Genomic DNA, 23,447 nt, shown 5'->3' on the forward strand with positions numbered 1-23,447 from the left:
GTCATTTTGTAAGAATCGCGGACATGATTTGTCTGACGACGGAATAAGTCAAGCATATCCTTGGTTTATTTGGGTGATTTGCCCAGGTGGCTTGCGCGATCGTTGCATTGCGCAAGCCGGGCGTTTGATAATGCGGCGATGGACGATATTTTTTCGAAGCAGGAAATTCCGGTCTCCGAGCGCGTGCTGAACGTGCTGAAGCGGCGCGGCCCGTTGCAGGCGGCCGAGCTCGGCACGTTTCTCGGCACGACCGCCGAGGCCGCGCGGCAGCAGTTGAAGAAGCTCGAGGCGGACGGGCTCGTCGAGGCGGAGAACGTGCCGCAGGGCGTCGGGCGGCCGGCGCGGGTCTGGCGGCTCACGACGCTCGGCCACGGCCATTTCCCGGACGCGCACGCGGACATGACGGTCGACCTGATCCGCATCATCCGCACGACGCTCGGCCAGCCGACGCTCGATCTCCTGATCTCCGCACGCGAGACGGAGATGCGCCGCACGTATGCGCAGACGCTCGCCGGCGTGACGGACCCGGAGACGCGGATCGCGCGGCTCGCGGAGCTTCGCGACAGGGAAGGCTATTTCGCCGAATGGTCGCGCGCGCCCGACGGCGACGGCTGGCTCTTCATCGAGAACCACTGTCCGATCTGCGCGGCCGCGACCGCGTGCCAGGGGTTCTGCCGGTCGGAGCTCGAGATCTTCCGCGAGATGCTCGGCGATGCGCTGTCGATCGAGCGCATCGAGCACATTCCGGTCGGCGCGCGGCGCTGCGCGTATCGGATTCGGTCGTGCGTCGGCGGTGCGCGGCGGGAAGGGACGGCCGCGCCTTCGCGCGGCGAATGACCGGGCGCCGCGCGGCTCGTCGAGCGCTTCCGCGGCCGCCGCTCGATCCGCAAGCGAACGCCTGACGCCAGTGCGCCGCGACAAGCGGCGCGCGCGGACGACGCCGATCGATGAGCCGCCGCCTAACTCGCCTAACTCGCCCGACTCGCGCGGCCGCGTCGAAGCGAGGGACGCGACCGGCACGCCGAATGAAAGAAGACGAAGCAGCCGGCCGTCTCGCGAACCGGCAACGCGCCGGCCGGCGATGCGCTCGCGCGCGCCTAGCGCGTCGCCGCGCGCAGGAACTGCCCCGAGCGCCGCGTTTCGCCGTAGCCGTCGGCGAACGCGCCGTCGCGATACACGATCTGCCCATTGACGAGCGTCGCCGCGATCGCCGCGCCGCTGCGGTTCACGAGCCGGCGCAGCCCGCCGAACACGGCCATGTCTTCCTCGTGATACGCGTCGACCGACGCGTCGAGATGCTCGGGATCGACGATCGCGATATCCGCGCGATCGCCGGCGCGCAGCGTGCCGGCGTCGATCCCGAAGTACGCGGCGAGCTCGCCCGTCACGCGATGCACCGCCTGCCGCATCGACATGAACGGCCGCCCGGCGCGCTCGGCTTCGCGCACGCGGCGCAGGAAGCGCACCGGCGCGTTGTAGAACGCCATGTTGCGCAGATGCGCGCCCGAATCGGCGAAGCCGATCTGCAACGCGGGATTCGTCGCGATCCGGTCGAGCACGTCCGCGCGGTGATTCGCGATCGTCATGCACCAGCGCACCTTCTGGCCGTACGCGACGACGAGATCGAGGAGCGCATCGGCCGGGTGGATTCCGCGCTCGTCCGCGACCTGGCCGAACGACTTGCCGACGACCGATTCGTCCGGACAGCCGACGATCCGCGTGTCGTACAGGTCGCGCGTCCAGAGCCGCAGGTCGAGCCCCCTGGCGACCTGCTTGCGGAACTGACGCCGGTAGCCTTCGTTCTGCAGCAGCTTGTTGCGCTCGAGCGCATCGTTCAGATGCAGCGCCGCGCGGCCCGCGCCGAATTCCTCGAAGATCACGAAATCGATGCCGTCCGCATAGACCTCGAACGGCACCGGCAGATGCTGCCAGACGAGCTCGCCGCGAAAGAGGGCGTTCGCGAGCCGCACGCCGCCGAGCTGCACGTCGATGGTGCCGCGCGGCGCCGCCTTGCTGTCGGCCGCGACGAGGAGCGACGTGCGCAGCGGCTTGCGCACGAAGTAGCCGCAGCTCTCGGCCATGAAGAGCAGGCCGTTCAGCGGATTCGTCGTGTTCGGCGCGCTTTGCAGCACGCGGCCGCGGCGGCGCAGCAAGCGGTTCAGGCGCCGGTACTCGCGCCACGTCGCGAACGTCGACGGCAGCGACTTCGACCGGTAGCGCTCGCCGTCGAGCTTGTCCCACGGCGTCGTCATCGACGACAGCCCGAGGAAGCCCGCGTCGAGCGCGTCGTCGAGCAGCCGCTCCATCCTTTGCAGATCCGCTTCGTCCGGGCGCACGCGCTCGTCGACCGCCCGCCCGAGTCCGAGCACGTACGTACGCAGATCCGAATGGCCGAGAAACGCGGCGACGTTCGGGCCGAGCGGCAGCGATTCGAGATGGCGGACGTACGCGGCCGCCGTGTCCCACGTCTTCACGCGCGACAGCACCGCGAGCATCTGCTCGCGCGGCAGCGCCTCGACGCGGCTGAAGAGATCGGTGCAATCGAGCGCGTCCGCGTGGACCGTCGACAGCGAGCACGAGCCGAGAAAGACGCTCGTCACACCGTGCCGCACCGATTCGGGCAGCCCCGGCGACACGAGGATCTCGGCGTCGTAATGCGTGTGGATGTCGACGAAGCCGGGCATCACCCATTTGCCGGCCGCGTCGATCACGTTTGCGCCGTCGGCCGCGAGCGGCGCGTCGGACACCGTCTCGACGCGGCCGTCGCGAATGCCGAGGTCGCGCGCGCGGGGCTCGGCGCCCGTGCCGTCGAACCACAGGCCGTTCTGGATGATCGTGTCGTAACGCGCCATCTGGGGTGTCTCCGTTTCGTGTTCTGGACGGCCGGGCGCGTGCGCCGCGTCGCGCTCGGCGCGCGTTCCGGGCCGGTGTTGCGGGCGATGCGGGCCGCCCGCCGGTTCGCCGGACGGTCGGCATCATTTGCGGTGGCCGTCGTGCGTCACCAAAACGTTACATTGATCGATGTCAAGATGAAATGCAATCGAGCGATGCTTCGAGTCGGAGCCGCCCGAATTGCAAGCGCCGGGTACGGTCGATGACGAAGCGTGTCGGTGCGGGCGGCTGCGAGGCGGACAAAGCGGACAAGGCGTTCGGATGTTGCGGCGCGCCATCCCGTCGTCCTTCGCCGTCGCGCTTCATCGCCGTGTTCCGTCGAGGCCCGGTCGGCATTCGCACGGCTTGCCGCGCTCGATCGTCGCGTGGCGACGCAGCATGCACGGCGAACGTTCGCCCCTGGCGCGACGCACATGCCGCCGCATGACGCGATGAAGGTAGCGCCGCCATTCGCCCGATCGGCGCAAACACATGGAGGCGCTACCGTCGCGGCGCCGGACGCCGGGGCCGCGTTCGCCGCCCGTCCCGTCGCCGGCGCCGGCACGCCCGTTGACCCGCATCAAAGATCGCCGCGACCGCGAACGTAGAGTAGTCGCATCGTCCCGCCGCCGCTCCCCGCGATTCACGATGCCGCACAACCGCCGCCTTCGCCTCACGCTGGCCGTCGCGCTCGCCGCCGCCGCGGCGCTCGGCTATGCGGCGCTGCGCTGGCCCGCGCTGTTCGGCTCGAGCGAGCCGCCGTCGCGGATCGTCGTGTCGGGCAACATCGAGGCGCACGAAAGCGTGCTGAGCTTCACGCAGGTCCAGGCGCCGATCGTCTATCTGCCGTTCGACGAAGGCGCGCGCGTCGCGCGCGGCACCGTGCTCGCGCGCGTCGACGATCGCCTGTACCGGCGCCAGACCGACATCGACCGCGCGAACGTCGACGTGCAGACCGCGCAGGTCGAAGCGAACCGCAGCAACGTCGCGGCGCTCGAGCACGGCGTCGTCAGCGACCGCTTCGACCTGGCCGAAAAGCAGCGCGACTTCGCGCGCGCCGACACGCTCGCGCGGCAATCGGCGGTGTCGCAGCAATCGCGCGACCTCGCGCAGACGGCCGAGCGCCAATCCGCCGCGGCGCTCGCGCGCGACCAGGCGCTTCTCGCCGCCGCGCGCAACGACGTCGCGCTCGCCGCCGCGAACGTGACGGCCGCGCAGGCGAAGCGCAAGCTCGACGAGACAACGCTGTCGTACGCGGCGCTCGCCGCGCCGTTCGACGGCGTGATTTCGGTGCGGCACGCGGAGCTCGGTCAGCTCGCGGGGCCGGGCGTCGCGATCTTCACGATTGCCGAGCTCGATCACGTGTGGTTGCGCGCGTACGTGAACGAGCCCGACGTCGGGCGCATCCGGATCGGCGAGGCGGTCGACGTGCGCACCGACGCGTATCCGTCCGCCGTCTACCGCGGCCGGATCAGCTTCGTGTCGCCGCAGGCCGAGTTCACGCCGAAAACGGTCGAGACGCACGAGGAGCGGATCACGCAGGTCTACCGGATCCGCATCGACATCGACAATCCGACGCACGAGCTGTTGCCCGGCATGCCCGCCGACGCGACGATCGCCGCGATCGCGAGCGGCCGATGAGCGCGTCCGATGCCGCCGGAGCCTCGTCCGCGCCGACCGTGCGCGTCGAGCATGTCGCGCGCCGCTTCGGCGCGCTCGACGCGGTGCGCGACGTGAGCTTCGCGGTCGCGCGCGGCGAGATCTTCGGGCTCGTCGGCCCGGACGGCGCGGGCAAGACGACGCTGATGCGGATGCTCGCGGGCGTGCTGCGCCCGGACGCGGGCCGCATCGAGCTCGACGGCATCGACGTGATCGCCGACCCCGAGCGCGCGAAGATCGCGCTCAGCTACATGCCGCAGCGCTTCGGGCTGTACGAGGACCTGACTGTCGACGAGAACGTGTTCTTCTACGGCGAGCTGTTCGAGGTGCCGCGCGCGCGCTATCGCGCCGATCTCGCCGAGCTGCTCGCCGCGGCGGGCCTCGAGCCGTTCAGGCGGCGGCTCGCCGGCCAGTTGTCGGGCGGGATGAAGCAGAAGCTCGGGCTCGTCTGCGCGCTGATCCACCGGCCGAACGTGCTGCTGCTCGACGAGCCGACGACGGGCGTCGATCCGGTGTCGCGGCGCGACTTCTGGGCGATCCTGTACCGGCTGCGCGAGGCGGGCGTGACGATCGTGATGTCGACCGCGTACATGGACGAGGCGGAGCGCTGCTCGCGGCTCGCGCTGCTGCACGCGGGCGTCGTGCGGCGGTGCGATACGCCGCAGCGGCTGAAGCAGTCGATGCGGGGCGCGCTCGTCGCGGTGGGCGGCGGCGATCCGCGCGCGATCCGCGACGCGCTCGCCGATGCGCCCGGCGTGCTCGGCGCGCTGCTGATGGGCGATCGCGTGCACGTGCGGGTCGACGACGCGCAGCGGCGCGCGCCCGAGCTCGCCGCGCGGCTCGCGGCGCGCGCAATCGCGCATGCGCCGATCGTCGCGATCGAGCCCGGCATCGAGGACGCGTTCGTCGCGCTCGTCGGAGACGCGGGATGACGCGCGCGACGAAACCGCCCGCGGCGGGCTCGCCGGGCGCCGCCGCCGCCGCGAACGCGGGCACGAATGCGAACGCGGCCGCGCCCGACGGCGTCGTCGTCGCGCGCGGCCTGACGAAGCGCTTCGGCGCGTTCACCGCGGTCGACGCGCTCGACCTGTCGATCACGCGCGGCGAAGTGGTCGGCTTCATCGGCCCGAACGGCGCGGGCAAATCGACGACGATCCGGCTGCTGTGCGGGCTCTTCGCGCCGAGCGCGGGCAGCGCGACGGTCGCGGGCTTCGACGTGCGCACCGAAGCCGAATCGGTGCGCGCGCACATCGGCTACATGTCGCAGAAATTCTCGCTGTACGGCGATCTGACGTGCCGCGAAAACCTGCGTTTCTTCGCCGGCATCTACCGGGTGCCGCGCGACGCGATCGACGAGCGGATTCGTTTCGCGATCGAGACGGCGGGCCTCGAAGGCCGCGAGGACGCGCTCGTGCGCACGCTCGCGGGCGGCTGGCGGCAGCGGCTCGCGCTCGGCTGCGCGATCCTGCATCGGCCGCCCGTGCTGTTTCTCGACGAGCCGACATCCGGCGTCGAGCCGCAGGCGCGCCGGCGCTTCTGGGATCTCATTCACCGGCTCGCGGCCGACGGCGTGACAGTGCTCGTGTCGACGCACTACATGGACGAGGCCGAGTATTGCAACCGGATCGCGCTGATCGACGCGGGCCGGCTGATCGCGATCGGCAGCCCGGGCGAGCTGCGCGAGCGCGAATTGGGCGGCGCGCTGTTCGAGCTTGCGTGCGCACCGCTCGGCGAGGCGGTCGCCGTGCTGCGCGGCGCGCGCGGCGTGCTCGACGCGTCGATCTTCGGCGACCGGCTGCACGTGCTCGTCGCCGACGGCGCGCGGGCGGGCGCGCTGCGCGACGCGCTCGCCGCCGCGCGCATCGAGGCGGGCGAGCCGCAGCCGATCCGCCCGAGCCTCGAAGACGTGTTCGTGCAGCTCGTCACGCGCGTCGAGCAGCGCAAGCGGAGCGCGGCATGAGCGTCAGGCGCCTGATCGCGATCGCGTACAAGGAGACGCTGCAGATCTGGCGCGATCCGCGCAGCCTCGCGATCGCGCTCCTGATGCCGCTGATGCAGATGGCGCTGCTCGGCTATGGCGTGAGCCTCGACATCCGTCACGTGCCGCTCTGCGTGCACGACGAGGAGCGCAGCCAACTGAGCCGCGAGCTGATCGACCGCTTCGTGTCGTCCGGCTGGTTCTCCGGCGTGCGGACGCTCGGCAGCGAGGCCGCGCTGCGCGCGGCCGTCGACCGGCGCACGTGCGTCGCGGCCGTCGTCGTGCCGGTCGACTTCTCGCGCACCGTCGCGACGCGCGGCGCGGCATCGGTGCAGACGATCTTCGACGCGACCGACACCAACACCACGAACATCGCGATCGGCTATGCGCGCGGCATCGTCGCGCAGTTCGGCGCGGATCTGAACGCGCGCTGGCAGGCGTCGCACGGCGTGCTCGCGCAGACGGTCGGCACCGTCGATCCGGAGCCGCGCGTGTGGTTCAACGAGGGGCTCGACAGCCGCAATTTCGTGATTCCGGGCGTCGTCGCGGTGATCCTCGCGCTCGTCGGCGCGCAGCTCACGTCGCTGACCGTCGCGCGCGAGTGGGAGCGCGGCACGATGGAACAGCTGATCTCGACGCCCGTCGCGCCGTTCGAGCTGATGCTCGGCAAGGTGATCCCGTATTTCGCGATCGGCTTCATCGACGCGGCGTTCTGCCTGCTGACGACCGTCTACTGGTTCGGCGTGCCGTTTCGAGGCAGCTTGCTGACGCTGATCGCGACGACCGCGCTCTTCACGCTCGTCGTGCTCGGGATCGGCTACCTGATGTCGGTGCGCATCCGCAGCCAGCTCGGCGCGAGCCAGGTCGCGCTGCTGTTGACGATGCTGCCGACGACGATGCTGTCCGGCTACGCGTTCGCGATCGAGCAGATGCCGGTGCCGATCCAGGCGGTGACGCTCGTCGTCTACGCGCGCTACTACGTGACGATCCTGCGCTCGGTGTTCCTGAAGGGCGGGCCGTTCTCGAACGTCGCGGCGCCGTTCGCGGCGCTCGCGCTGTACGCGCTCGTGATCGGCTGGCTCAGCGTGCGGGCGTTCCGCAAGCATCTCGATTGACGCGCCGCGTCCGACGGAGCCGCCGCCATGTTCGACCGCGTGCAATCGATGCTGGTCAAGGAGTTCCTGCAGTTGAAGCGCGACCGCTGGGCGCTGTTCCGCCTCGTCGTGCCGCTGTTGCTGCAGGTGATCGTCTACGGCTATGCGGCGACGTTCACCGTCAACCATGTGGCGACCGCGCTGCTCGATCTCGACCGCAGCCAGGCGAGCCGCGATCTCGTGTCGCACTTCGTCGCGACGGGGCGCTTCGACATCGTCGACGACGCGGCGAGCGACGACGCGATCCGCCGCGACATCGACGGCGGCCGCGCGGAGTTCGCGATCGTGATCCATGCGGGCTTCGCGCAGTCTCTCGGCAGCGGGCAGACCGCGCCGCTGCAGTTGATCGTCGACGGCACGAACTCGAACACCGCGCTGATCGCGCTCGGCTACGCGAGCCAGATCGTCGCGCAGTTCCAGGCCGATTGGACGATGCGCGCGTGGCCGTCGAACGCGGGCGCGGCGCCTCCCGCGCTGAGCGTGTCGCTGCGCGAGCGGCCGTGGTTCAATCCGGGCCTCGACGACCGCTGGTTCTTCATTCCGGGCGTCGTCGGCACGCTGACGCTGATCCAGGTCGTGAGCCTCACCGCGTTCGCGGTCGTGCGCGAGCGCGAGGTCGGCACGCTCGAACAGATCATGGTGAGCCCGATCCGGCCCGTCGAGTTCATCCTCGGCAAGACGGTGCCGTTCTTCCTGATCGGGCTCGGCGACGTCGCGCTCGTCGCGGCTCTCGGGATCGGCTGGTTCCACGTGCCGTTCGTCGGAAGCTGGCTCGTGATGCTGGCGGGCGTCACGCTGTTCCTGCTCGCGACGCTCGGCCTCGGGCTGCTGCTGTCGACGTTCTCGCGCACGCAGCAGCAGGCGTTCGCGCTCAACTTCTTTCTCGTGAACCCGATCTTCATCCTGTCCGGCTTCGCGTTTCCGATCGCCGCGATGCCGCGCGTGCTGCAGTGGCTGACCTATCTGAATCCGCTGCGTTACTTCCTCGTCGTGATGCGCGGCGAATTCCTGAGCGGCGCGGGGCTCGCGGTGCTGTGGCCGCAGCTTGCCGCGATGGCGCTCCTCGGCGTCGCGATGCTGGCGCTGAGCGTGCTGCGCTTCCGGAAGTCGCTCGACTAGCGCGGTGACGCGCGGCGCGGAGCGTTGACGCACGTCAAGCGGCCGGCCCGGCCGCGCGCTACGTTGTCCGTATGCCGTTTCGTGTTTCGGGGGAGACGATGGACCGCTCGTCGATATCGCACGCGATGCTTGCGTCCGGCGTCGCGCTCGCGTGCGCGCTGGCTGCGGCGGGCGCGCACGCGCAAGACCATGGCGGCCGCGCGGGCGGTTTCCACGGGCAGCCCCGGTTCGAGGGGCACCCGGGTTTTCACGGGCATCCGTCGTTTCGCGGCCATCCCGATTTCCACGGCCGCGACTTCGGCCGCTTCGCGCCGCGCGAAAGCTTCCGATGGCGCGGCGGACACTGGTCGCGCGGCTGGCACAGCGGGCGCTACGCGTGGTGGTGGGTCGTCGACGGCGTCTGGTACATCTATCCGGAGCCGGTCTATCCGTACCCGACGTACGTCCCGCCCGCGGTGATCGTGCAGGTGCCGCCGCCCGTGCCGAGCGGTTTGCCGCCCGCGTCGGCGTGGTACTACTGCGACGATCCGCAGGGCTATTTCCCGTACATCGCGTCGTGCAACGTGCCGTGGCAGGCGATTCCAGTGCAGCCGTGAGCGCCTCGCGCGCCGCGCCGACCGGAATTGGCGCGACGCCGCGCGACTGACCAACCGGTTGCGTCATGGAAAGACAATTTGCGCGCGCGCAACGGCGGGAGCCGAGCGGACCGCACGAGGTCCTCACGCATTGGCCACGAATACGCACCAATCGGTGCGCGCGAAGCGGCACGATTTCACCGACCGTTGATCGACGTCAATCGCGCGCACAGGCGATCGCCGATGCTCGCTGATGTACATCGCGCGCTTGCGCGCATGCCGTGCGCCGCTATTCCGACGATTCCGACGACGCCCGCGCATGCCGCCGCCGACTGCCCGGCGCTCCGCGCGCGAAACGTCCGACAAATCGACAAGGAAAGACGATGATCTACGGATCGAACGAACTCTATGCGGCGATGAAGCTGCGCCGCGATCACGCGCCGCGCGCGCATGCGATGGACAGCTACGGCGCGCCGGCGCGCCTGAAGAGCGGAATGGGCTGCAGCGAATGCGGCGCGCTGTATGACGACGGCCGCTGGAGCTGGCATGCGGCGGCGGGCGCGCTCGCGCAGATCGCGTGCCCTGCGTGCCGGCGGATCCGCGAGCGCGCGCCGGCGGGCGAACTCGTGCTCGAAGGCGGCTACTTCGCGCGCCATCGCGACGACATCGTCGCGCTGCTGCGCCATCGGGCGGGCGGCGAGCGCAACGATCGTCCGCTCGAACGCATCCTGTCGATCGACGCGCTGCCGGCGCGCACGGTCGTCCGCACGACGGGCTCGCATCTCGTTCACCGGCTGAGCGAGGCGCTCGTGCGCGCGCATCGCGGCGACCTCGCGATCGACTATCGTGAAGGAGAGGACGTGCTGCGCGCGCACTGGATGCGCGACGCCATGTAGCGCGTCCGCCGTTCCCGATCACCCCGCATCGCCCACTGCACGCCGAGGAATCCCGATGAAGAGCGAAACCGGATACTTGGGCTTCGTCGTCGTGCTCGTGTTCATGGTGCTGCTCGCGCTGCAGCTCGCGACGCTGTCCGCGCCCGCGACGCAGATCGCGTACAGCGACTTCCGCAAGCTCGCCGTGGCCGCGCAGGTCGACGATCTCGAAGTCAGCCCGACGCGGATCACCGGCGTGCTGCGCAGCAGCGCGGCGGCGGCCGCGCTGCCGGCGTCGGACGCCGAAGCGGTCAAGCGCGCGGGCGCGCCGTGGCGCTTCGCGACGAAGCGCGTGACCGACGACCACCTGATCGACACGCTCGCCGCGACGGGCACCCGCTACCGCGGCGCCGAGGACGACACGTGGATCGGCACGCTCGCGTCGTGGGTCGTGCCGATCGCGATATTCGCGATCGTCTGGAACCTGATGCTGCGCCGCCCGCGCGGCGGCTTGCAGGACTGGTCGGGCGTCGGCAAGAGCAAGCCGCGCGTCTACATGGAAGCGAAGACCGGCATCGATTTCGACGACATCGCCGGCATCGACGAAGCGAAGGCCGAGCTCCAGCAGATCGTCGCGTTTCTGCGCGCGCCCGCGCGCTACCAGCGGCTCGGCGGCAAGATTCCGAAGGGCGTGCTGATCGTCGGCGCGCCCGGCACCGGCAAGACGCTGCTCGCGAAGGCGGTGGCGGGCGAGGCGGGCGTGCCGTTCTTCTCGACGAGCGGCTCGTCGTTCGTCGAGATGTTCGTCGGCGTCGGCGCGGCGCGCGTGCGCGACCTGTTCGAGCAGGCGCAGCAGAAGGCGCCGTGCATCATCTTCATCGACGAGCTCGACGCGATCGGCAAGGTCCGCGGCGCGGGCCTCACGTCGGGCAACGACGAGCGCGAGCAGACGCTCAACCAGCTGCTCGTCGAGATGGACGGCTTCCAGGCGAATTCGGGCGTCATCATCATGGCGGCCACCAATCGTCCGGAGATTCTCGATCCCGCGCTGCTGCGCCCGGGCCGCTTCGACCGGCACATCGCGATCGACCGGCCGGACGTGACCGGACGGCGGCAGATTCTGTCGGTTCACGTGAAGCAGGTGAAGCTCGCGCCGGACGTCGATCTCGGCGAGCTCGCGTCGCGCATGCCGGGCTTCGTCGGCGCGGATCTCGCGAACATCGTCAACGAGGCGGCGCTGCACGCGGCCGAGCTCGACAAGCCGGCGATCGACATGTCGGATTTCGACGAGGCGATCGACCGCGCGATGACCGGCATGGAGCGCAAGAGCCGCGTGATGAGCGAGCAGGAGAAGATCACGATCGCGCATCACGAAGCGGGGCACGCGCTGATCGCGCAGACCCGCGCGCACAGCGATCCGGTGAAGAAGGTGTCGATCATCCCGCGCGGGATCGCGGCGCTCGGCTACACGCAGCAGGTGCCGACCGAGGACCGCTACGTGCTCAGGAAGAGCGAGCTGCTCGACCGGCTCGACGTGCTGCTCGGCGGGCGCGTCGCCGAGGAGATCGTGTTCGGCGACGTGTCAACGGGCGCGGAGAACGACCTCGAGCGCGCGACCGAGATGGCGCGGCACATGGTCGCGCGCTACGGGATGAGCGAGCGGATCGGCCTCGCGACGTTCGGCGACGCCGACAGCCGCGGGCTGCCGCCCGTCGTCTGGCAGCCGGGCGGCGAGCGCTGCAGCGAGAGCACCGCGACGCGGATCGACGACGAGATCCAGCGGCTGCTCGCCGAAGCGCACGATCGCGTGTCGCGGACGCTGAAGGAGCGGCGCGGCGCGCTCGAACGGATCGCGCAGTATCTGCTGAAGCACGAGGTCGTCGATCACGAGATGCTCGTGAGGCTCGTGAACGACGCGCCGCTGCTGGAAGGCGAAACGGCGAAGAAGGGCGAGCAGGGCGGGAGCGCGGCGAAGCGGGTCGACGACGATCCCGATCCGCCGACGCAGCCGACGGGCGCCGACAAGGCCGATCATTCGGTGCCGCAGTGACGCAGGCCGCATCGGCCGCGGTGCGCTCGCCGGGCGCGTCGGACGGCGCGAAACGGCTCGCGAAGCGAGGTGAGCGCCCGATCGGCCCGGCGGACCTCCGCGGCGGCGATGTCGCGCGGAGACGGCGCGGCGCGGGCGTCGAACGCATGACGAAGCGCTCGTCGCCGCAACCGTCGCGGGGCGCGCCGCGCCAGTGCGGCCAACGCCGCGCACGCGCCGCCGGCCGCGCGACATCGCGGGCGGCGCACCGGCGAGCCGCCCGCCGCACCCTCTCACTCGATCGGCCATTCCCTCCGCGGCCGCGCCCAGAACAGCACCAGCACGAGCGCGCCGAACATCCCGCCCAGATGCGCGAAATGCGCGATGCCGCTCGCCGCGCCGGCGACGCCGAGCAGCAGCTCGACGCCCGCGTAGACGAGCGCGAACACCCACGCGGGCATCGGAATCGGCGGAAACAGCAGCACGACGCGGCGCGACGGATACAGCAGCGCATACGCGGCGAGCACGCCGAACACGCCGGCCGACGCGCCGATCGTCGGCGCGCCGCCCGTCGCCGTGTAGCGCGCGACGACGAGCTGCGTGAGCGCGCCGCACACGACGCTCGCGAGATAGAGCGTGCCGAAGCGCGCGCGGCCGAGCGAGCGCTCGACGTCGCGGCCGAACATGACGAGCCCGAGCATGTTGAAGATCAGGTGCGACAGCCCCGCATGCAGCGCGCTGTACGTGACGATTTGCCAGACATGGAATGCCGGCGCGCCGGCCGTGGCGCCCGTGCCGAGCCGTGGCGGCCACAGCGCGAACAGCGTGAGCACGCGGTCGGGATCGGCGAGCTCGATGAAGAAGCCGATCAGGTTCAGGACGACGATGGCGAGCGTCATGGCGGCCGCGGACGGGAAAAGGGGGGAGCGTCGACGGTCATTATGCCGGTATCGCGCGGCCGCCGCCGCTGACGCTGAACCGTTGACGCTGACGCACGACGGCCGGCGGCGCGACGCGATCGACGCGATCGACGCAACCGGAGCGACCTACGTGACCCAAGCGGCTAGGGCCGGCTCACGACGCGCGTGCCGGCGCGGCCGTCGATCATCTCGACGATCCGCCCGAGCGCGCCGATCACGGCCGGGCGTCCGGTGCCGAGTACGAATTCGCACGCGGCCTGCACCTTCGGCCCCATCGAGCCCGCGGCGAACGACATCGCCTGCGGCTCGCGCGCGTCGATCTCGCGCAACGGCCGGCTCGCGGGCGTGTTCCAGTCGACGTAGACCGCATCGACGTCGGTCGCGATCAGCAGCAGGTCGGCTTCGATCTGCGCGGCGAGGAGCGCGCTGCAACGGTCCTTGTCGATCACCGCCTCGACGCCGCTCCACGACCCGCCGTCCGGATCGGGCGCGACCGGAATCCCGCCGCCGCCCGCCGCGATGACGACCGCGTCGCGTTCGAGCAGCCAGCGGATCGGCTCCAGCTCGACGATCCGTTTCGGCAGCGGCGACGCGACGACATGCCGAAACCCCGCGCCGTCCGGCGCGATCCGCCAGCCGCGCTCGACCGCGAGCCGCCGCGCGTCGGCTTCCGGATAGACGGGGCCGATCGGCTTCGTCGGACGATCGAACGCGGGATCGAGCCGGTCGACTTCGACGCGCGTGAGGAGCGTCGCGATCCGCCGGTCGCGCGGCAGCCGGTTCGCGAGCTCCTGCGCGAGCAGGTAGCCGATCATTCCCTCCGATTCGGCGTCGAGCACGTCGAGCGGCGTCGGAGCGCCGTTGCCCGCGGTCGCCTGCAGTGCGAGTAGGCCGACCTGCGGGCCGTTGCCGTGCGCGACGACGAGCTGGTTGCCCGCCGCGACGCGCGCGATCTGCTCGGCCGCGCGCTTCACGTTCGCGAGCTGGTTGTCGATCGTCTGCGGCTCGCCGCGCCGCAACAGCGCGTTGCCGCCCAGCGCCACCAGAATGCGCATTGCGTGCCTCCGGGCGTCAGCCGAGCGTGGCGACGAGCACCGCCTTGATCGTGTGCATCCGGTTCTCTGCCTGCGAGAACACGATCGACGCCTCCGATTCGAACACCTCGTCGGTCACTTCGAGCTCGGTGAGCCCGTAGTGCGCGTGGACCTCGCGCGCGGTGTCGGTCTCAAGATCGTGATACGCGGGCAGGCAGTGCATGAAGCGCGTGCGCGGCTTGCCGGTCGCCTGCATCAGCCGCGTGTCGACCTGATACGGCTTCAGCAGCGCGATCCGCGCGCCCCACGCCGTCACGGGCTCGCCCATCGACACCCAGACGTCCGTGTAGACGAAGTCGACGCCTTTCACCGCGGCGAGCGGATCGTCGGTCAGCTCGATCAGCAGCGTGAACGGAAGCCGGCGCGGCGCGATCGCCCGCTGCGACGCGGGCGTCGTCGCGGGGAGCGGTGCCGGCGGATGGAACAACTGCCTGGCGGAATGCTCCATGATGAAACCCCTCGACGGATATTGAATGTATTAAGGCACCGGGTTCAGGGCTCCGAATTGACTTGGATCAGCGACACGCGCGGCGTCGATTCAGGAGGGCGGCGAGTGGAGATTCGATTTCCGGCGGATCGAGATGACGGATTTGCATCGCGAAGCACGGTGCGCCCGTGGGCGCTCGGGCCTTGTCCGGCGCATGGCGCGGGCCGGATCTCGTCACGCCGTTCGCGATGCGTTCGAGTGCGCTCGCCGCAACGCAATATGAACGGGATGTGAGCGGGCGCAGAGTCGGCGCATGCTTGCTTTCTGATATCGAGTCGCTATGACCGATTGCGCGACGAAATTCCGGGTTTGCCATTCGATGCGGCGCAAGCATCGCTCGAACGGCTGGAAAAATCGACCGATTGCCGGTTTGTGTCGCGCAGCGCCGATCGATGCCGCGCAAATGATTCGTGATCCGGACGATATGACGAGTGGCGCGTCACGATCGATGTGCCGAACCAATCGTATTGCTCGCCGATCGTGAGCGGCTTGCGCCGCGCTTCGCGGCATCGCGTCGCCCCGGCATCGCGACGGCGGACGTTGCGAACCGCTCCGGCCAGCCGCTCCTTCGCGCCGGCCGAGGGGGCCCCGCATTCCGCAATCGAACCGCCCGCATCGGCTTGCCCGCCGCCGGGTTCTTATCGATAATAGCCGGGCCATCAGGGGGAGCCGGACGATCGGCTGAGAGGTTCCGCGCAAGGAACGACCCCTAAACCTGATCCGGGTAATGCCGGCGTAGGAATGAGGTCCGCCATGTCTTGTCCGAAGCTCGCCGGTCGCCGCGCCTCGGCCGCGCCTCCCATGTTTCCCGTTCCGCTCGACCCGCGCCGATGACGCCGTCCGTCATCGCGCTCGTCCTGTTCGCGGCGATCCTGCACGCGACGTGGAACGCGTTGCTGAGAAGCGGCGCGGACCGTCTGTGGAGCATCACCATGATGAGCTTCGCGACGACCGCCGCGGCCGCCGTCTGCGCGGCGCTGCTGCCGCTGCCCGCGCGCGCGAGCTGGCCGTATCTGGCGGCGTCCGCCGCGCTGCAGGTCGGCTACAGCGTGTTTCTCGCGTACGCGTATCAGGGCGCGGCGCTCAGCCAGGTCTATCCGGTCGTCCGCGGCACGGTGCCGCTGCTCGTCACGCTGGGCGGCTACGCGTGGGCGGGCCAGCGCCTGGGCGGCGCGTCGCTCGCGGGCGTCGCGCTCGTATCGGGCGGCATCGCGAGCCTCACGCTCGGCCGGTCGCGGATTCATCTGCGCTCGTTCGCCGCCGCGCTCGTCACCGCGCTCTTCATCGGCGGCTATGTGACGGTCGACGGCGTCGGCTCGCGCATCGCGGGCGATCCGCTCGCGTACGCGGCATGGATCTTCATCGCCTACGGCATCGCGATGCCGGCCGTGTTCTTCCTGTTCGGCCGCCGTTTGAGCGGCGGCTTCACGCGCGGCGAAATGCTGAAATCCGCGGCGGGCGGGCTGATCTCGCTCATCAGCTACGCGGCGGTCGTCGACGCGCTGTCGCGCGGTCCGGTCGGTCCGATCGCCGCGCTTCGCGAGACGAGCATCGTATTTTCGGTGTTGATCGGCTGGGCGTGGCTCGGCGAGAAGCCGAGCGGGCGGCGCTTCGCCGCCTGCGCGGCGGTGGCGGTCGGCGCCGCCTGCCTCACGTATCCCGTTTGACGGATCGCGTTTGCGGCGGCCGATGCGGCGAGATCGGGCGATTGGCGGAAGGCGAAGGCGCTGCTGCAATGCAAGTGCTGGTTCACACTGATGCGCGCTTTTACCTATATTGATATGATGAATCGTCGCCCGCTTATCCTGACGAATTGCTTTCGATTCTGAGTTGACTCGATTGTCGCCGCGACGGCTCGGCGGTCGCCGAACGTGCCGTGGGTTCGCGCGTTCACGGGAGGCCGTTCGCGATGCGGATTGCGCCGCACTTTCCGAGGGGCGCGCGCCGGGAGCATATCGACGGCAGGATCGCAGACATTGCTCAAGGCGTATCGCGCGAGGCACGGCCCCGAGGTGCGCGCGAGTCGGGCGACGAGGGCGACGAGGGCGTGCGGCGGCTGACGGCCATCGATCTTGCGAATCGAATTCGGACGCGCGTTTGGGGCGCGAAGGCCGGCGAGAAGATCGATCGGTCATTCATAAACGCGGTCTCGATCGAACCCGGGCCGAATGACTGCGCAAGTGCGCAGGAAATTTGGCGCATTCGACTGTGCGGGAGCCGCATCCGCGCAACGCATTCGGCCTTGCCGAATGAAAAGGCTTGATCGAAGCCCCTCTCGATCCGCAACGATGAGAACGAGGAGAGTGCCACATGCAACATCATTCCAACGTGATCATTGGCGGTGGCCCCGCAGGAATCAACATGGCTCTCGAATTCGAGAGACGGGGAATCGAGTACCTCTTGCTCGAAGCGAACGAGACCGTCGGTGGGCAATGGGACCGATTTCCGGTATGCGGGCAGCTTATTTCGCTAAACAAACGATACGTTCCCGGCAATCACCACACGTACCGGATGCGATACGACTGGCACACATTGAGCACCATCAGCGCCGATGACGTCGCAACCGATCCCAAGCTGCGATTCACGGAATGGACGTCGGAACATTGGCCGTCCGCAAGAATTTACAAGGAGTATTTGAAATACGTCGCGGAGAAGAAAGGGTTGTCGGCGCACATTCGAACGCGTGCGCGTGTGCAGCGCATCGCGCGCGAAGGCGGGCGCTTCGTCCTCGGCATATCGAATGCGCATAGCATCACCGCGGATCGTGTTTTTTGCGCCACCGGCAGGTCGGAGCCGATCGTTCCGGATATCAAGGGGCTCAATACCGAGACCTGCACGTTCTACGGAGACTTCGAGCCCGATACCGCGGCGCGGCGCTACCGGAACAAGATCGTCATTATTTTGGGTCGCGGCAATTCGGCGTTCGAGATTGCGCATCATCTCGTCGATATCACGGCGGAGACCCGCGTTGTCACACGGTCTCTGCCGATGTTCGCCCGGCAGACGCACAACGTGCATGACTTGCGGGCGCAGGTCTCCGACGTGTTCGATCTGATGCAGCTCAAATCCAACAACAATGTCGTGAGCGATCGCATCGTCGAAGTCGGGCGAATCACCCGCGGCAAGCACGAAGGCCGTTTGCTGGTCCGCTACGAGACGCCTTGCCCTCACTGGTCCCCTCCGAGATGGATGAAGCGAACCGGCATCGTGGACGACGTGATCGTATGCTGCGGCTTCAACTACACGCTGTCCGAAGTCTTCGACAGGGAAACCGTACGGCCGGCCATTGACGAGAAGGGAAAATATTGCCTGCTGACGTCGAGTTGGGAGTCGGTCAACGTCCCGGGCCTCTATTTTCTCGGCGCTCCAATGCGCGTCAACGATCCGGATGCCGCTTCCGGCTTCGTTCATGGCTTCCGATGCAACATTCAGGCGCTCGGGAGCATCGTCGCGGAAAAGCATCATGGCATGGCGCTCGAGCCGGTGTTCGAATGCGACGTTCCGTTGGCGCACCCGTCCGATCAGCTCGTTCATCTTTCAGAATTTCTCGTCGAGCTCGTCAGCACGAGCATGCCGTTGTTCGAGCTGTTCGGCTACTTCGGATGCGCGGTGACGTTCGAGCCAGGCGGCGACGACGGCGTGGTCCGGGCGCGCGTGTGGCCCGCATTCCCGCGAGCATATAACCTCGAGCGCTGGGGCAGGAAGCAGACGAGGCTCGAAATCGTTTTCGAATATGGATTCAGCCGATATGGCGACGGCGAATTGCCGACTCACTATTTCACGCTACCCGCCGATCATTTCGATACTTCCCGCAGCGCGTACATCCATCCGGTGTTTCATGTCTATCGGGGGGGCGTGGAAGTGGATTCCTTCCATATGCAGGAAAGCCTCATCGGCCGCTGGGATATCGACGATTATGTCGACGAGGAAACCAACCTCGACCAATACAAGAACGTCGCGTTCAATGCGTGCGCATGTGCGCTGAATCTGGATGAACGCCGCAGCATGTTGCCCGTGCTCGACGAGTTCGTGGACGCATGCTATCCCTTGATGAGCGAAGAAGAAGTGGCTGAGGCGCTTCGAATTCAGCCAACGCTGGCTTTGCTCGTGAACCGTTCCGGATTGCGTACCGGGTCCGCCACTAGATAGACTCCCATATTTATCCGCCAATCTGCCTGGTCAGCCGCCGCCGGCTCATCGCCGATCAACTGAAATCGGCATGAGCCCATGGTCGTCGCCGATCGATTGGGTCGAGCCGAACGTTTGACCATTGATACGCCTGACGACGAACGGCATCGGAAAGCGACGGACGCCGACTGTCCAGCGACGGCTCAAGGTCGAGAATGAGGGCTGCTCCATGTCTGGAAATATCACTGCGCTCGACGGTCTGCTCGGGCTCGTATTGACCTCTGCGGTGCTGATCGCCGTTCCCGGCCCAAGCATCATGTTTCTTGTCGGCCAAGCGATGACGGCGGGGCGGCGTAGCGCGATGCGCGGGGTCATCGGCAACGCGATAGGAACCTACTGCGTCGCCGTGATTGTCGCGCTGGGAATCGGCACCTTGCTGATGCGCGCCGACAACGTCCTGACAGGTATTCGTTTGCTCGGCGCCGCCGTCCTGCTTGCCATCGGAATCCAATACCTGTTTTCCAGACCGTTGCCGGCCGCGGAAGTCCGGGCGACCGACAAACGCAAGCAGACATTGGTCGCCGGCGTCATCGTCGGCGTCACCAATCCGAAAGCCCTGATCATGTTCGGTACGATCGTGCCGAGCTTTCTGAACAGAGGGGTCGAAAGTCCAGTGGAATCGCTGCTGTTCTTTTCGCTCGTGCCCATCGGCCTGGGTTTGTTGATCGATTCAGCGTGGGTAGCCACCGCACATGCGGTGAGATCACGCGCGTTCTTCAACGAGAAGGGACTCAAACTGATTAATATCGCGGGCGGAGGCTTGATGATCGCCATGGCCATGCTCTTGGCCATGGAAACGTTGCGTTGACGACAAGCCTGCGCATGTCCTCTGCGTCGTCGCAATGCGTCGGGGCATTGTGCTGAATGACGGTTTCACGGTATTCGCCTCTCGTCGAGGCCGGATGAAGGTGCGTCGACCGCGCGGTCGACAACGACTGCGCGGTCGTGGGGGCGAATCGGAGAGCGCTTGCAGGCGCAGCGGTCGAGCGCCTCGAATGCCGCGCGCTCAACCCGCCGCGCGCAGCTCGGCCTCGGCGAGAAAGGCCTCCCGCGCCCGCAGCTCGCCTTCCTTGAAATACCCGCCGCGCAGCGTTCGCGCGAAACCGGGCGCGCCGAAATCGCCGCGTCCGTGAAAGATCCGCCGGTTGTCCCACACGACCATGTCGCCTTGCGACCACACATGCAGATACGATCGCATCGTCGCGACGAGGCGCGCCTTGAACGCGTGATATGCGCGGAAGAACGGCATCAGATCGTCGAAGCCGATGCCGTCGAAGAACATCTTCGTCGGATTGTTGACGAGGCGCTCGACGGAGCCGTCCGGCCGCAGCCGGACGATCGGCGTCCGATGCTCGTAGCGCTTGCGCGCATTCGGATAGTCGGCGCGGTAGACGACGCGCGTGTGCGCGAGCCGCTCGAACATGTCCGGCGACGCGTCGCGCAACTCGGACAGGACCGCCCAGCCGTCGACGAAGCGCGTGCAGCCGACCTGCTCGCGCGCGCAGCGCGGATCGACGTCGAGACCGTAGAGGAACTGATAATCGGGCGGCGGCGAGCAATACGGGATGTCGGTGTGCAGCGGCAATGCCTTCGTGCTGAACGACACGCTGTCGGTCGCGTCGTCCGCCTTCACTTCGAGATCGAAGAAGTCGCCGAAGTACGATGGGTCGAGAAAGCCGGCGAGCCGCTCGCGGACTTCGTCGAACGGCGCCGCCGCGCCGTCGCCCGCCTTCAGCGCGACGATGCCGAATTCGAACAGCTGATTCAGCGCGCGCCGCAGCGTGGCGTCGCTTTCCAGCACGTCGGCGATGCCGAAATGGCTCGACGACGGCGCGCCGCGCTCGGGCCAGGGCGTCCAGCGCGGCCGCGCCGCCTGTCGCCCGGCGGCGGGGGCGGCATCGCGGTAGTCGTTGCGCTCGAGCCAGTCGAGCGCGTACGTGCTGACGTGCGCGTCCTGCCAGACGATCCGCAGCCCATGCGCGTCGAGCGACACGCGCTCGGGCCGGATGCCGGGCGGAATCGTGCCCGGATCGAAGTGGCGTTGCCGGCAGTAGCCGTTGAAGCAGTCTGCGCACTCGCAAGCCTGGCGCAGCCATACCCAGTGATAGCGGCTCGACCGGCCGGATTCCCAGTCGATCTGCAGATGATCGGAATGCGACGTCAGCATGTCGGCTCCTTCGGAATGCACGTCGTGCGGGCGGACTATCGGCGCTGCGCGATGAAGAGCCCCTGCAGCAGGCATCCTTCCTCGACGAAGCGTATCTTGCGCTGCCAGCGCTCGACGATGTGCTCGGCGTCGAGCGTGTCGATCGACGGATCGCGCGCCGCGACGCGCGCCTCGTAGCGATGCAGGTCGTCGATCAACTGGCGGTGCGCGTCGTCGCTGACGTCGCGCGCGGCCACGACATCGAAGCCGGCGTCCGCGACGATGCGCGCGTAATCGTCGATCGTCTTCAGGTCGTAGCCGGACACCGACGTGTAAGCGTCGAACTCGAGCGACGAGCGGCCGCGGCAGAAGTCGGTCACGTACAGACGGCCTTGCGGCGCGAGCAGCGCGTGGCAGCGCGAGAACAGCGACGGCTTGTCGTGCTCGTACATCAGCACGTCGCGCGAATAGACGATGTCGAAGCGCTCGCCGGCGAGCGCTTCGTCGTGGATGTCGGCGTTGACGAAGCGCACGCGCCGCCGCGGATCGAGCGCCGGCTGCCGGGCGGTCGCGAGTTCCGTCATTCGCGGCGCGGTATCGAGCCCGACGACCGTCACGTCGAAGCGGCTCGCGAGATGGAATGCGGCGCCGCCGAGGCCGGAGCCGATGTCGAGCAGATGCATGCCGGGCTCGATCGACATTTTGTCGGCGAGCATCGTCCTGAATCCTTCGATGCCGCCCGGGCTTTGAAAGCCGTCGCCGTAGATAATTTCAGAACGCAGAATATTGCGCTCGTTTGAATAGCGCTGCGCTTCGTATTCGCTGGACAGCCCGATCGGATGCGTTTGCATAATCGATCACCTTTTTATGTTTCGGTCGCGTGACGATGAGATGTTCCGTACCGGATGACGGTACGGAGTGGAACAACGTTACGGATTACGGCAAATGCAAGCTGATGCGGAGCCGGATGCGGCGATTGCGTCCGGGCGTGCGGCGAGACGCCGCCGAGCGGCCTGCCGGCTCCGGCCGGGCCCGTGCAGCGGCGCTTCGCCGAACGACGCGCTGTATCGGCATTGATTAATAGGTATAGCAACGCCCCGTTTCATTTGTCAATCGGTTGGCGCAATAATCGCTGAATGAAGGCGAATATGCGAAGACCGTCAATTTCGTTAAGCAAATCGCATTCGAGCGAATCGATAGGGTTGTGTTAGGCTAAGCGCTCTGCGAAATTTCCGAAAACGGAGAGGCCGCTGAATCGCGACGCGAAAATATATGCTCGCAAAATCCGGGCGAATTCGTCCGGATTGTTTCTTTATTAATCATAGAGGCGGCCAACTGCCGCCGATTTGCGCGTCGGGCCGAACGAAAGCGCGCGCAGAGAGGGGGCGAAGATGCGGAGCATCAACGATGACTGACCCGAAAAGCGCCGGCGCCGCGCCACGTGAACCGGCGGCGCTCGCGACACCGCGCGTCGCGGTGATCGCCGTCACGTTTCGCGGCGACGACGTGATCCTCGTCCAGCGCGGCAAGGAGCCGCAGAAGGGCACGTGGGGTTTTCCCGGCGGCTCGGTCGAGCCGGGCGAGAGCCTGCACGACGCGGCCGCGCGCGAGCTGTTCGAGGAGACCGGCGTGCGCGCGGCGGTCGGCGAGCCGATCGACGTCGTCGAGGTGATCGGCTTCGATCCGGGCGGCCAGCACCACCACTACGTGCTGGTTGCGATGCCGTGCCGCTACGTCGAGGGCGCGTTGCGGCCGGGCGACGACGCGGCGGACTGCCGCTGGGTCCGCGTGCCGGACGGCGTGCTCGAATTCCCGGGCGTCCTCGCAGACCACGTCACGCGCGTGGCGCTGCGAGCGCACGCCATCTGTCATTCCAACCAAAAGGAAAACAGCCGATGAAGCGTATGTTCTTGGGCGGACCGTTCAAATCCCTGGTCGACAAGCACACCGGCGTCATGCCGGAAGACAGCATCAACCTGTTTCGCCGCGTGATCGATCATTTCGAGGATCGCGGCTGGGATGTGCACTGCGCGCACCGGCGCGAGCACTGGGGGCGCGAGTTCATGACGCCCGCCGTGTGCACGAAGACGGACTACGAGCAGATCAGCCTGTGCGACTACTTCGTCGCGTTCCCGGGCGCGCCCGCGTCGCCCGGCACGCACATCGAGCTCGGCTGGGCGTCCGCGCTCGGCAAGCCGATCGTGCTGCTGCTCGAAGCCGGCAGGGAATACGCGTACCTCGTGCGCGGGCTCGACGAGATCACGCGCATCGAGCGCGTCGAATACAGCGAAGGCCGGATCGACCCGGCCTCGATCGAAGCCGCGATCGGCCGCTTCGACGCGAGGGGCTGAC

Annotated in this window: 20 protein-coding genes, 1 pseudogene and 1 riboswitch; of the genes and pseudogenes, 15 read left to right on the forward strand and 6 right to left on the reverse strand. The window is 68.1% G+C overall.

The genetic code is table 11. The features are described 5' to 3' along the window. Positions 1–138 precede the first annotated feature (138 nt). Positions 139–837, forward strand: a complete 699-nt coding sequence (locus tag BG90_RS26585) for a helix-turn-helix transcriptional regulator (protein ID WP_010112282.1) — start codon at positions 139–141, stop codon at positions 835–837. Positions 838–1,097: 260 nt separating this feature from the next. Here BG90_RS26585 and BG90_RS26590 read toward each other — a convergent pair whose 3' ends face one another. Beyond that, a complete protein-coding gene (locus BG90_RS26590) occupies positions 1,098–2,852 on the reverse strand; it encodes an N-acyl-D-amino-acid deacylase family protein (RefSeq protein WP_010112284.1) in 1,755 nt (584 codons plus the stop codon). A gap of 667 nt (positions 2,853–3,519) precedes the next feature. Between BG90_RS26590 and BG90_RS26595 the strand changes: the two genes are divergently transcribed. From BG90_RS26595 to ftsH, 8 genes are all read left to right on the forward strand, one after another. After that, on the forward strand, positions 3,520–4,512 hold the full coding sequence (locus tag BG90_RS26595) for an HlyD family secretion protein (protein WP_010118768.1): 993 nt from the start codon (positions 3,520–3,522) through the stop codon (positions 4,510–4,512). Next, positions 4,509–5,462, forward strand: coding sequence for an ABC transporter ATP-binding protein (locus BG90_RS26600; protein WP_041282105.1), 954 nt, complete (start codon positions 4,509–4,511; stop codon positions 5,460–5,462). Before BG90_RS26595 ends, BG90_RS26600 begins: the two co-directional genes overlap by 4 nt. Continuing rightward, on the forward strand, positions 5,459–6,490 hold the full coding sequence (locus BG90_RS26605; RefSeq protein WP_010122720.1) for an ABC transporter ATP-binding protein: 1,032 nt from the start codon (positions 5,459–5,461) through the stop codon (positions 6,488–6,490). The genes BG90_RS26600 and BG90_RS26605 overlap by 4 nt, the downstream gene beginning before the upstream one ends. Further along, the gene (locus BG90_RS26610) at positions 6,487–7,623 is read left to right on the forward strand and encodes an ABC transporter permease (RefSeq protein ID WP_010122719.1); all 1,137 of its coding nucleotides are present in this window, start codon (positions 6,487–6,489) and stop codon (positions 7,621–7,623) included. The genes BG90_RS26605 and BG90_RS26610 overlap by 4 nt, the downstream gene beginning before the upstream one ends. A gap of 27 nt (positions 7,624–7,650) precedes the next feature. Next, a complete protein-coding gene (locus BG90_RS26615; RefSeq protein WP_010108972.1) occupies positions 7,651–8,781 on the forward strand; it encodes an ABC transporter permease in 1,131 nt (376 codons plus the stop codon). Positions 8,782–8,879: 98 nt separating this feature from the next. Continuing rightward, the gene (locus BG90_RS26620) at positions 8,880–9,377 is read left to right on the forward strand and encodes a hypothetical protein (protein WP_010122718.1); all 498 of its coding nucleotides are present in this window, start codon (positions 8,880–8,882) and stop codon (positions 9,375–9,377) included. Positions 9,378–9,739: 362 nt separating this feature from the next. Next, positions 9,740–10,252: a BCAM0308 family protein gene (locus tag BG90_RS26630; protein WP_010108969.1), complete on the forward strand. Its 513-nt coding sequence runs from the start codon at positions 9,740–9,742 to the stop codon at positions 10,250–10,252. 55 nt (positions 10,253–10,307) lie between these two features. Beyond that, entirely contained in the window at positions 10,308–12,281 is a 1,974-nt protein-coding gene (ftsH, locus tag BG90_RS26635) for an ATP-dependent zinc metalloprotease FtsH (RefSeq protein WP_010122716.1), read from the forward strand. Between the two features lie 272 nt (positions 12,282–12,553). Here ftsH and BG90_RS26640 read toward each other — a convergent pair whose 3' ends face one another. From BG90_RS26640 to BG90_RS26650, 3 genes and pseudogenes are all read right to left on the reverse strand, one after another. Next, positions 12,554–13,159, reverse strand: a complete 606-nt coding sequence (locus BG90_RS26640; RefSeq protein ID WP_010118761.1) for a rhomboid family intramembrane serine protease — start codon at positions 13,157–13,159, stop codon at positions 12,554–12,556. A 164-nt stretch (positions 13,160–13,323) separates the two neighbouring features. After that, entirely contained in the window at positions 13,324–14,235 is a 912-nt protein-coding gene (arcC, locus tag BG90_RS26645) for a carbamate kinase (protein ID WP_010118757.1), read from the reverse strand. Between the two features lie 16 nt (positions 14,236–14,251). Then, positions 14,252–14,614 (reverse strand): annotated as a pseudogene (locus BG90_RS26650) (Rossmann-fold NAD(P)-binding domain-containing protein); the annotation flags it as partial. Between the two features lie 799 nt (positions 14,615–15,413). After that, a riboswitch (TPP riboswitch) is annotated at positions 15,414–15,520 on the forward strand. Between the two features lie 71 nt (positions 15,521–15,591). On the opposite strand from BG90_RS26650, the gene BG90_RS26655 reads away from it, so the two are divergent. The 4 genes from BG90_RS26655 (at position 15,592) to BG90_RS26670 (ending at position 19,757) form a co-directional block, all read left to right on the forward strand. Continuing rightward, complete coding sequence (locus BG90_RS26655) at positions 15,592–16,428, forward strand: DMT family transporter (RefSeq protein ID WP_010118753.1); 837 nt, start codon at positions 15,592–15,594, stop codon at positions 16,426–16,428. A gap of 242 nt (positions 16,429–16,670) precedes the next feature. Next, positions 16,671–17,024 carry a hypothetical protein gene (locus tag BG90_RS26660; protein WP_025990226.1) on the forward strand — a complete coding sequence of 118 codons (354 nt, stop codon included), beginning with the start codon at positions 16,671–16,673 and terminating at the stop codon, positions 17,022–17,024. 47 nt (positions 17,025–17,071) lie between these two features. Next, complete coding sequence (locus BG90_RS26665) at positions 17,072–18,910, forward strand: NAD(P)-binding domain-containing protein (RefSeq protein ID WP_081469930.1); 1,839 nt, start codon at positions 17,072–17,074, stop codon at positions 18,908–18,910. Positions 18,911–19,118: 208 nt separating this feature from the next. After that, positions 19,119–19,757 carry a LysE family translocator gene (locus BG90_RS26670; protein WP_010118750.1) on the forward strand — a complete coding sequence of 213 codons (639 nt, stop codon included), beginning with the start codon at positions 19,119–19,121 and terminating at the stop codon, positions 19,755–19,757. Between the two features lie 198 nt (positions 19,758–19,955). Here the strand turns inward: BG90_RS26670 and BG90_RS26675 are convergent, their stop codons facing one another. Then, the gene (locus tag BG90_RS26675; protein WP_045568579.1) at positions 19,956–21,116 is read right to left on the reverse strand and encodes a TauD/TfdA family dioxygenase; all 1,161 of its coding nucleotides are present in this window, start codon (positions 21,114–21,116) and stop codon (positions 19,956–19,958) included. Between the two features lie 35 nt (positions 21,117–21,151). Further along, complete coding sequence (locus tag BG90_RS26680; protein WP_010118738.1) at positions 21,152–21,946, reverse strand: methyltransferase domain-containing protein; 795 nt, start codon at positions 21,944–21,946, stop codon at positions 21,152–21,154. A 556-nt stretch (positions 21,947–22,502) separates the two neighbouring features. On the opposite strand from BG90_RS26680, the gene BG90_RS26685 reads away from it, so the two are divergent. Next, positions 22,503–22,994 (forward strand): NUDIX hydrolase, encoded by a 492-nt coding sequence (locus BG90_RS26685; RefSeq protein ID WP_010108955.1) that lies wholly within the window; start codon positions 22,503–22,505, stop codon positions 22,992–22,994. Continuing rightward, a complete protein-coding gene (locus BG90_RS26690; protein ID WP_010108954.1) occupies positions 22,991–23,446 on the forward strand; it encodes a nucleoside 2-deoxyribosyltransferase in 456 nt (151 codons plus the stop codon). The genes BG90_RS26685 and BG90_RS26690 overlap by 4 nt, the downstream gene beginning before the upstream one ends. The last annotated feature ends 1 nt before the right edge of the window (position 23,447 follow it).

This window comes from Burkholderia oklahomensis C6786 (genome assembly GCF_000959365.1).
Classification (GTDB): Bacteria; Pseudomonadota; Gammaproteobacteria; order Burkholderiales; family Burkholderiaceae; genus Burkholderia; species Burkholderia oklahomensis.